Source organism: Sphingopyxis sp. Q841 (assembly GCF_052384365.1).
Lineage (GTDB): Bacteria > Pseudomonadota > Alphaproteobacteria > Sphingomonadales > Sphingomonadaceae > Sphingopyxis > Sphingopyxis terrae_A.
On record NZ_JBQSUM010000001.1, the window covers coordinates 1,474,095 to 1,482,724 of the forward strand.

Genomic DNA, 8,630 nt, shown 5'->3' on the forward strand with positions numbered 1-8,630 from the left:
TCAAATTAATTTTGGATCGGGCCGACTGCAGATCCGAAAGCCTCAACGGCCTTTCCGCGGCGACGGAGCCGAGCCGCAGCCGCCTCATCGACCCTCCTCCATTGGCTCGAACATAAGATCGCGGGTCACGATCACGCGGAAGCCAAAGCCCGGCCGTATCCGGATGGTCGGCGCGATTGCGAGCTCGCGCTCGACGAGCCTGCGCCCGGTCTGGCCGAAGCTGTCCTGTGCGCCCTCGCGGACCGCCCGGACCAGTTCATCATCTCGGCCCGATCCAAGTTCGGCACCAGCCCCCAGCAAGGTCGAAACGAAGGCGGCGCGCAGCATCCTGCCCCAATGATGGTCGGTTCGATCGGCGAGCCCCGACATCCCGGCCGCGTCGGCGCCCGGCTGGCGATCGAGCATGATCGAGCGCCCGCCCGGAAGGATCAGCCGATCCCATGCGAGAAGGACCCGGCTCTGGCCGGGCGCGACCTCGGTGTCATAGGTGCCGATTAGCCTCGCCCCCTGCGGGATGAGCAGATGGCGTCCCGTCGGGCTATCGAAGATGTTCTGGGTAACCTGCGCGGTGATCTGACCCGGCAGATCCGAATGGATGCCGGTGATCAATGCGGCCGGAATGACGCTGCCCGCCTGCAATATATAAGGCGAAGCCGGGGTGCGGATCCGCTCAGCACTTTCGGCATGTTCCGCGCGCGGCGCAAGGAACCCGGTTCTTCCCGCGGGCGCAATTGATGAAACATCCGGTTCCGCGCGCCCCGTCGATCCAGGCACGGGAGCCGAAGTCCCCGTCGCAGCGCCGAAAAGACGACTTGACCGCGCCGTCTCTCGTTCTTGCTGTGTCCGCTGAAGCGCCTGCTGACCTGCATCGGGAGGCGGCTCTACCGGTCCTGTCGCCGGCTCGGGTAGCGACTTTCCATCGCGCTGCGCCGATATGATCGGCCGCCCGAGATCGCCGGACAGATGAGGCCCGAGCTTCGGCATGACAGTATAATCTTTCGGCGCCCCGGTTACGGTCTCGGAGCGGCTGCTGGCCGCCGCATCGTAAAGATTTTCCGGCGTCTCATGTGCGGTCGGCCTAAGCGCGTAGAGAAGCGCGCCGCCGATCGCGGCGCCCGCCGCGCCGCCCGCGATCACCAGCGCCTTTCGCGACAGGCGCATGACGCGCGGCGGGTCGGCGGCAAGCCGAAAGGGTTCGGCGGCAGCGGGGTCTGGATCTGGCAAGTCCGCCGCCGGGATCTGCCGCTGGCTGCCGGTCATGACGCGCTCCGTCCGCGCTTGATGCGAACGGATTTAGCGGCCCGCCCAGCGCCGAGCCGCAGCTCGGCGCGCTCGAACAGGCGATCGACGACGATATAGCGGCCTTCGACCCGGTAGTTGACGAGCTCCGCCTGATCCTTTTCGTCCAGGATGAAGAGCGGCGGCATGTCACCCGCCGCAATGCTCTCGCCGAACTCGACGAATGTCTGCCGGCCGTCATCGAAGACGCGTACCGGGCGCCACGGCACGCGATCACCCGACAATTTATAGGCGAAGCTGAGCGACGGCAGCGCGATGCCGGCAGCAACCGGCGCAGACCGAGCCGCCTCCGCTTCGGCGCGCTTCACCGCCAGCAGTTCGTCGGCGGGATAGGTCCATGAGACCGACGCCATATAGGCGGACGGCGTCGCGCGCAGCTCGACATGGTAGGTCCGCCGGTCGGTGTTGATGATCATGTTGGTCGTGATGTCGGAGCGCACCGGCTTTACGAGCAAATGAACGCGGCGCCTCGCGCCGGTGCCGCTCACCGTGTCGCCGATGATCCAGCGCACCGTATCGCCCGCGGCGACCGGCCCGGGTCCGACCAGCTGCTCGCCTTCCTGCAGCACGATATCGGTGATCTGCCCCGGCGCGGCATAGACCTGGTAGAGCGCGCCATCGGTCCATGCATATTGCTGAATCGCGTTTCGGAAAGCCTGCCGGTCGGGCTCCACGCGCGCGTTCGCGTTTGCGCGCCCGACCTGCTGCCGGGGGTCGGCGGGCTCGCTCGCCCAAGCGGTCGGGATCGCCAGCGCGAGAGCCAGCGAAATGGCGGAAATTCTGATCATTGATCAAGCTCCTTGGACCATGAAATAGCGGACACGAAGACTCCGACGGGGTTGCGGCGCAGCGCCTCTGGCGTGCGCGGGGGCGTCAGGGTCACGGTCAGGATCGCTGACCATCGCGAGGTCTCGACGAGGCTGCCGTCCTGATAGCGGCGTTCGGACCAGGCGATGCGGAAGCTGTTCTTCGACGCGCGGATCACGCTCGAGACATCGACCGAGACCTGGAGCTTGCCGACCTCGGCGAACGGATCATTGTTGCGGGCGTAATCATTGAGTGCCTGCGCCCCGGTCGCACTCGTGAAATCATAAGCGGAAAGCCAGTGTTTGCGCAGAACCACCGGATCGGCGGGAATGCTGCGCACATGCTCGATGAAGCGCGCGAGGTGAAAGGCGATCTGCGGGTCCGCCGGCGTCCAGTCGGCGTCGGCTGGGGCAATCGCCCTCGCTTCGCCAAACTTGTCCACCTCGACCACCCAGGGGGTGACCGTCCCGCGCGCCGACTGCCAGACAAGTCCTGCGGCAAGGCCGCCCGACAAGGCGAGACAGCCAAAGAAGGCCAGCCGCCAATTTTTCGCCTGGACGCGCGCCGAGCCGATCCTCTCGTCCCAGACCTGCGCCGCGCGCTGGTAGGGGGTGACCGGCTCGGGGGCGCGGCCGTAATGATTATGCGGTCTCTTGAACATGATCGATCAGTCCTTTTCGCTGATGTCTGGGACCCCGCCGCCGCCGTGGCTGTCCCCGCCCTTCAGACTGTGCGCCGCGAGGGCGGCGCCCTGCGCCACCATCTGGCGGCGGCGCATGGCGGCGGCCCATGCAGGCGGTGCGTCGGCGCCGCTCGCGCGGGTCTTGTCCGACGTGCCGGGTCGCGGCGAGCTGGCGCGGCTCGCGGCGGTGCCGGCAACATTGGCAAGGCCGGACCCGATTGCCCTCGCCCCGCGCTTTCCTTCCGTTCCCGCCGCATAGGCGGCCGAGGCGCTTCCGGCACCTCGAGCGCCCGCAGCAGCCGCACTCCGCGCCGCCGCTGCGGCTGCGCCGCCCGCCAGCGTCGCGCCGGCAGCACCCGCGGCAAGGGTCGCGCCCGCCCCGACGGTGGTCGCTGCCGCTGCGCCGGCGCCGAGCTGCGGTCCGCCTGCGACGATGCCATTGGCAATGCCGGGGCCGAAAATGCCGAGCCCGAGGAGCGTCAGCGCCCCGAGCGCGAGCGCCATCGCCTGCTCGATGTCGGGCTCGGGCCCGATGCCTGCGTTGAGGAAACGATCGAATAGCGTCGTCCCGATGCCGGTGATCACAGCAAGCACGAGCACCTTGATCCCCGAGGAAATGATATGTCCGAGCACCCGCTCGGCCATGAAGGCGGTGCGCCCGAAGAAAGCGAAGGGGATGAGCACGAAGCCCGCGAGGGTGACGAGCTTGAATTCCAATATGGTGACGAAGACCTGAACCGCGAGAATGAAGAAAGCGAGAACGACGATCACCCAGGCGACGAGCAGGATCATGATCTGGACGAAATTGGTGAAGAGCCCGACCGGTCCCAGAAGATCGGCGGTTGCGTCGAGCAAGGGCTGGGCCGCGTCGAGCCCCGTGGCAGCGACGACGCCGGGGCGCATGAAGTCGCCGATCGCCATCGCCCCGCCGCTCGCCTTGAGACCAAGGCCTGCAAAGCTTTCGAGCATGATCGTCGCCAGGCTCTGGAAGTTGCCGATGATGAAGGCGAAGACGCCGATGTAGAGCGTCTTCTTGACGAGGCGCTGGAGGACATCCTCGTCGGCGCCCCACGCCCAGAACAGCGCGGCGATCGTCACATCGATGACGATCAGTGTCGAGGAGAGGAAGCCGACCTCGCCGCCCAGCAGGCCGAAGCCGCTGTCGATGTAAGTGGAAAAGACCGACAGAAACTGGTCGATGACCCCGGTATCGTTCATCGCGCACGCCTTTCCTGGCCGAAGAAGTGGCGCCGCTTGGCTTCCCATGCTGCCTCGCATGCGTCGTCGGCGACCGTGACGGTGCGGCAGCGGCGCAGCGTCACGCCAAGACCCGGCCGTGCGTCCGCTGCGGAGATCTGCGGGGGAACGGACGCACGGGGCGCGGGTGGACCGAGCGCAGCCAGAAGCGCGAGCCCCAGCGCCATGCCGCCGGCGATTGCTCCGGCGATGAGCCTGCCCGCCCGGCCCATCTCAATGGCCCTTGCGAAAGCGGCGGAAGCGTTCGCGGCCTTCGGCCTCCGCGGCCGCAGCGCGCGCGGCATCCAGCATTTCGGCGCGACCCTGTGCCGCAATTGCGGCGGCGAGATCGCCGAGCTGCTGCGACTGGAGCGCGAGCAGCTGGTTGCCCGCTTGCGCCGCCTGGAGCGCACCGGTCGCCGTCTGGCTCGCGGTGACCAGGGTCCCGATCGACTGGCGCGCGGCGCCCATATTGGTGACGACGCCCGCCTGCACTTTCATCGCATCCTGGAAGGCGGCGACGCTGTCGGCCCAGCGAGCCTCCGCATTGGCGACCATCGCCGCCTGCGGTCCTGAAAGCGCCGAGCCCTTGTAGCGCGCGCCGAAAGCGTTCTGGATATCGCCGACATCGAAGGCGATGCGCTCAGCTTCGCCGAGTAGCGCGCGGGTGCGATCGACCTGGTCCTGCAGCTCCCGCAGCGTCGATGTCGGCAGGCTTTGAAGATTGCGCGCCTCGTTGACGAGCGAGGTTGCCTGGTTCTGGAGCTGCTTGATCTGGTTGTTGATCTGCTCGAGCGTGCGGGCTGCGATCAGGATATTCTGGGCATAATTGCGCGGGTCATGAACGATCCCGCCGATCTGCGCGCTCGCCGGCGCAATGACCGACCCCGCTGGCAAGATGACAATCGCGAGCAGGCCCGCAAATGCCGCGCTGCGATAGATAGACATCGTCATCAGATCTCTCCTTCAGGGGGCTGCGATTTCGAGGTTGCCGAGAAGATCGGCGGCCCATGGGAGGCCGCGGCGGCGCAGCCACGCCGCCGCGAACTGCTGCCGGCCGTGCGCGGCGATGAGTTCGCCGATGCGGACCTGGTCGGACTTCGAGGAGGCGGCGGTGAAGGCGAGCGCGACCTCGCCAAGGCCGAGCTCGAACAGCCGGTTGCCGCGACGCGACTGGCAATAATAGTCGCGCTTCGGCGTCGCCCGGCTCAAAATCTCGATCTGCCGGTCGTTGAGCCCGAAGCGCTCATAGACCCGCGCGATCTGCGGTTCGGCGGCGCGATCATTCGGCAGGAAGATGCGTGTGGGGCAGCTTTCGATGATCGCCGGCGCAATGCTCGACCCTTCGATGTCGGCGAGGCTCTGCGTTGCGAAGATCACGCTCGCATTCTTCTTGCGCAGCGTCTTGAGCCATTCGCGCAGCTGCGCCGCGAAGGCCGTTTGATCGAGAATGAGCCAGCCCTCATCGATGATGATCAGCGTCGGCGAGCCGTCGAGTTTCCCCTCGATGCGGTGAAAGAGATAGGAGAGCACCGTCGCCGCAGAAGAGGCGCCGACCAGGCCTTCGGTTTCGAGCGCCTGCACGCGCGCATTCCCCAGATGCTCGGCCTCGGCGTCGAGCAGCTGGCCCCAGGGCCCTCCGACGAGATAGGGCGCGAGCGCAAGCTTGAGCTCCTGCGACTGGAGCAGCACCGCAAGGCCGGTGAGGGTCCGTTCGCAGGCAGGCGCCGTGGCGAGCGACGTCAGCGCCGACCAGATATGCGCCTTGGCCGAAGGATCGACTTTCACGCCTTCGCCCACGAGCAGCGCCGCGAGCCACCCGGCGGCCCAGGCGCGCTCGGCTGCCTCGTCGATCCGCGCCAGCGGCTGGAGCGCGACAGCCCCGCTGCTGTCGGCGTCGTGGAGCGCGCCGCCAAGATCCTGCCAGTCACCGCCCATTGCGAGCGCGGCGGCGCGGATCGAGCCGCCATAATCGAAGGCGAAGATCTGGCTGCCTTTATAACGCCGGAACTGCAGCGCCATCAGCGCGAGGAGCACCGACTTGCCGGCGCCCGTGGGGCCGACGACGAGGCAGTGGCCGACGTCGCCGACGTGCAGCGAAAAACGGAACGGCGTCGAGCCTTCCGTCTTGGCGTAAAGCAAGGGGGCGTCCCCGAAATGCTCGTCCCGTTCCGCCCCCGCCCACACGGCGGAAAGCGGGATCAGGTGCGCGAGATTGAGAGTGGAGATCGGGGGCTGGCGGACATTGGCATAGACATGGCCGGGGAGGCTCCCGAACCAGGCCTCGAGCGCGTTCACGCCTTCGACCGTGCAGGTGAAATCGCGGCTCTGGACGATCTTCTCGACCAGCCGCAGCTTTTCGGCAGCGAGCGCGGGATCGCGGTCCCAGACGGTGATCGTCGCGGTGACATAGGCGATGCCCGCTTCGTCGGCGCCAAGTTCCTGCAACGCCATGTCGGCGTCGGCCGCCTTGTTCGAGGCATCGCTGTCCATCAGCACCGAGGCCTCGTTGGTCATCACCTCCTTGAGGATCGCAGCGACCGATTTGCGCTTCGCGAACCATTGCCGCCGGATCCTGGTCAGCAATTTGGTCGCATCGCTCTTGTCGAGCATGATCGCGCGCGACGACCAGCGATAGCCGAAGGCCTGGCGGTTGAGTTCGTCGAGCAGCCCGGGAAAGGTGACGCTCGGCAAGCCGGTGATGGTGAGCGTGCGCAGGTGATGATCGCCGAGCCGTGGCTCGAGCCCGCCGACAAGCGCTTCGTCGGCAAGCAGTGCATCGAGATAGGCCGGGGTTTCGGGAACGCGGACGCGCTGGACCTTGGTCGAAACGCAGCTGTGCAGATAGGTCAGCGTCTCGCCGTCATCGAGCCATTCGGCCGCGGGCATGAAGGTCTCGGCGAGATGGAGGATGCGCGACGTGCGATCGATGAAGCTTGCGAGCAGTTCCTTGGGATCGACCCCGGACTTGGCACGCCCCTCGTAAAGCCAGGCCTCGGCCCGCGCCGCCTCCTCGGCGGGCGGCATCCACAAGAGGGTCAGATAATAGAAGCTTTCAAAATGCGCCCCTTCCTCGCGAAATTGTTCGCGGCGCTCGGCATCGACCAGCTCGGATACAGCATCGGGAAACTCGGACACCGGATAGGACAGGGCCGGGACGCGCTGCGCCTCGATAAACACCGCCCAGCCCGAGCCCAGTCGCCGCAGCGCGCCGTTGAGCCGCGCAGTGACCGCGACGAGTTCGGCGGGCGTGGCGCTGTCGAGGTCGGGCCCGCGAAAGCGCGCCGTGCGCTGGAAGGCGCCGTCCTTGTTCAGCACCACGCCCTCCGCCACCAGGCAGACCCAAGGGAGAAAATCGGCGAGGCGGGCGGATTTCGATCGATATTCGGCAAGGTTCATCATGGGCGCATCCAGACGGGATATTTGAGATGACGACGGGCGACGTCGACGAATTGGGGGTCGCGGCGCGCGGTCCAGACCGCGAGGCCGTGCCCGACCGCCCAGATCGCGAGGCCGACGACCCAGAGCCGCAGCCCGAGGCCCACGGCACCCGCGAGCGTACCGTTGACGATCGCCAGGCTGCGCGGGGCGCCGCCGAGCAGGATGGGCTCGGCCAGCGCCCGGTGAACGGGCGCGAAATATCCGGGCACCTCTCCTTCCCCGCCCATCAGACGAGCGCCCCGCCGCCAAAGGAGAAGAAGGAGAGGAAGAAACTCGATGCTGCGAAGGCGATCGACAGACCGAACACGATCTGGACGAGCCGGCGGAAGCCGCCCGAGGTGTCGCCGAAGGCGAGGCTGAGCCCGGTCACGATGATGATGATGACCGCGATGATCTTGGCGACCGGTCCCTCGATGCTCTCGAGGATCGACTGCAGCGGTGCTTCCCAGGGCATCGACGAACCGCCCGCCCAGGCCGGTGCGGACATGGCAAGCGAGACAAACAGCGCGGCTGAACCAAGCATGGCGCAGCGCGCGCCATGCCGAAGGGCATGGGTCATCGGGATTCTCCTTCGTGAGTGACAAGCGGGATGAGGCGGTAATCGCCGGACGCGGCATCGATCCCGTCGACGCGCGCGAGCTCGGATAGGCGGCGGCCGCTGCCGTCTCGCGTGAGGACGGCGACAAGGTTGATCGTCTCGGACAGCAGGACCCGCGGCACCGTAACCACCGCCTCCAGGATGAGCTGCTCCATGCGGCGCAGCGCGCCGAGCGCGCTCCCGGCATGGATCGTGCCGATGCCGCCGGGATGTCCGGTCCCCCAGGCCTTGAGGAGATCGAGCGCCTCGGCCCCGCGCACCTCGCCGATGGGGATACGGTCAGGGCGAAGGCGCAGCGACGAACGGACAAGGTCGGAAAGCGACGCGGCTCCGTCCTTCGTCCTCATCGCGACGAGGTTCGGCGCGTTGCATTGCAGCTCGCGCGTGTCCTCGATCAGGACGATCCGGTCATTGCTGCCTGAAATCTCGGCAAGCAGCGCGTTGGTGAGCGTGGTCTTGCCAGTGCCGGTGCCGCCTGCGACCAATATGTTGAGCCGGCCGCGCACCGCGGTGCGCAGGACATCCGCCGCATCTGCGGGCATGATGCCCGAGGCGACATAGTCGCCG

The 8,630-nt window shown here is 67.2% G+C and carries 10 protein-coding genes; all 10 read right to left on the bottom strand.

The window, feature by feature from the left end; translation table 11 throughout:
• Positions 1 to 84: 84 nt before the first annotated feature.
• Positions 85 to 1,260 (bottom strand): TrbI/VirB10 family protein, encoded by a 1,176-nt coding sequence (locus ACT17R_RS07270; RefSeq protein ID WP_444809203.1) that lies wholly within the window; start codon positions 1,258 to 1,260, stop codon positions 85 to 87.
• Positions 1,257 to 2,087 carry a P-type conjugative transfer protein TrbG gene (gene trbG / locus ACT17R_RS07275; protein ID WP_082819877.1) on the bottom strand — a complete coding sequence of 277 codons (831 nt, stop codon included), beginning with the start codon at positions 2,085 to 2,087 and terminating at the stop codon, positions 1,257 to 1,259. The genes ACT17R_RS07270 and trbG overlap by 4 nt, the downstream gene beginning before the upstream one ends.
• On the bottom strand, positions 2,084 to 2,767 hold the full coding sequence (gene trbF, locus ACT17R_RS07280) for a conjugal transfer protein TrbF (RefSeq protein ID WP_186401572.1): 684 nt from the start codon (positions 2,765 to 2,767) through the stop codon (positions 2,084 to 2,086). Before trbF ends, trbG begins: the two co-directional genes overlap by 4 nt.
• A 6-nt stretch (positions 2,768 to 2,773) precedes the next feature.
• The gene (gene trbL / locus ACT17R_RS07285; protein WP_444809204.1) at positions 2,774 to 4,006 is read right to left on the bottom strand and encodes a P-type conjugative transfer protein TrbL; all 1,233 of its coding nucleotides are present in this window, start codon (positions 4,004 to 4,006) and stop codon (positions 2,774 to 2,776) included.
• Positions 4,003 to 4,329: a putative entry exclusion protein TrbK-alt gene (gene trbK-alt / locus ACT17R_RS07290; protein WP_082819876.1), complete on the bottom strand. Its 327-nt coding sequence runs from the start codon at positions 4,327 to 4,329 to the stop codon at positions 4,003 to 4,005. Before trbK-alt ends, trbL begins: the two co-directional genes overlap by 4 nt.
• A complete protein-coding gene (gene trbJ, locus ACT17R_RS07295; protein ID WP_444809205.1) occupies positions 4,259 to 4,978 on the bottom strand; it encodes a P-type conjugative transfer protein TrbJ in 720 nt (239 codons plus the stop codon). Before trbJ ends, trbK-alt begins: the two co-directional genes overlap by 71 nt.
• Before the next feature lie 12 nt (positions 4,979 to 4,990).
• Positions 4,991 to 7,426 carry a conjugal transfer protein TrbE gene (gene trbE, locus ACT17R_RS07300; protein ID WP_186401568.1) on the bottom strand — a complete coding sequence of 812 codons (2,436 nt, stop codon included), beginning with the start codon at positions 7,424 to 7,426 and terminating at the stop codon, positions 4,991 to 4,993.
• Entirely contained in the window at positions 7,423 to 7,692 is a 270-nt protein-coding gene (locus tag ACT17R_RS07305) for a VirB3 family type IV secretion system protein (protein ID WP_186401567.1), read from the bottom strand. Before ACT17R_RS07305 ends, trbE begins: the two co-directional genes overlap by 4 nt.
• Positions 7,692 to 8,024, bottom strand: coding sequence for a TrbC/VirB2 family protein (locus ACT17R_RS07310; protein ID WP_062901512.1), 333 nt, complete (start codon positions 8,022 to 8,024; stop codon positions 7,692 to 7,694). Before ACT17R_RS07310 ends, ACT17R_RS07305 begins: the two co-directional genes overlap by 1 nt.
• On the bottom strand, positions 8,021 to 8,630 hold a 610-nt coding region (locus ACT17R_RS07315; protein WP_444809206.1), incomplete at its 5' end, for an ATPase, T2SS/T4P/T4SS family. The genes ACT17R_RS07310 and ACT17R_RS07315, both read right to left, overlap by 4 nt.

Bases quoted from the DNA above. Each gene is read 5' to 3' on its own strand.
- ACT17R_RS07270 (WP_444809203.1), bottom strand. From the start codon at position 1,260: ATGACCGGCAGCCAGCGGCAGATCCCGGCGGCGGACTTGCCAGATCCA.
- trbG (WP_082819877.1), bottom strand. From the start codon at position 2,087: ATGATCAGAATTTCCGCCATTTCGCTGGCTCTCGCGCTGGCGATCCCG.
- trbF (WP_186401572.1), bottom strand. From the start codon at position 2,767: ATGTTCAAGAGACCGCATAATCATTACGGCCGCGCCCCCGAGCCGGTC.
- trbL (WP_444809204.1), bottom strand. From the start codon at position 4,006: ATGAACGATACCGGGGTCATCGACCAGTTTCTGTCGGTCTTTTCCACT.
- trbK-alt (WP_082819876.1), bottom strand. From the start codon at position 4,329: ATGCCGCGCGCGCTGCGGCCGCGGAGGCCGAAGGCCGCGAACGCTTCC.
- trbJ (WP_444809205.1), bottom strand. From the start codon at position 4,978: ATGACGATGTCTATCTATCGCAGCGCGGCATTTGCGGGCCTGCTCGCG.
- trbE (WP_186401568.1), bottom strand. From the start codon at position 7,426: ATGATGAACCTTGCCGAATATCGATCGAAATCCGCCCGCCTCGCCGAT.
- ACT17R_RS07305 (WP_186401567.1), bottom strand. From the start codon at position 7,692: ATGGGCGGGGAAGGAGAGGTGCCCGGATATTTCGCGCCCGTTCACCGG.
- ACT17R_RS07310 (WP_062901512.1), bottom strand. From the start codon at position 8,024: ATGACCCATGCCCTTCGGCATGGCGCGCGCTGCGCCATGCTTGGTTCA.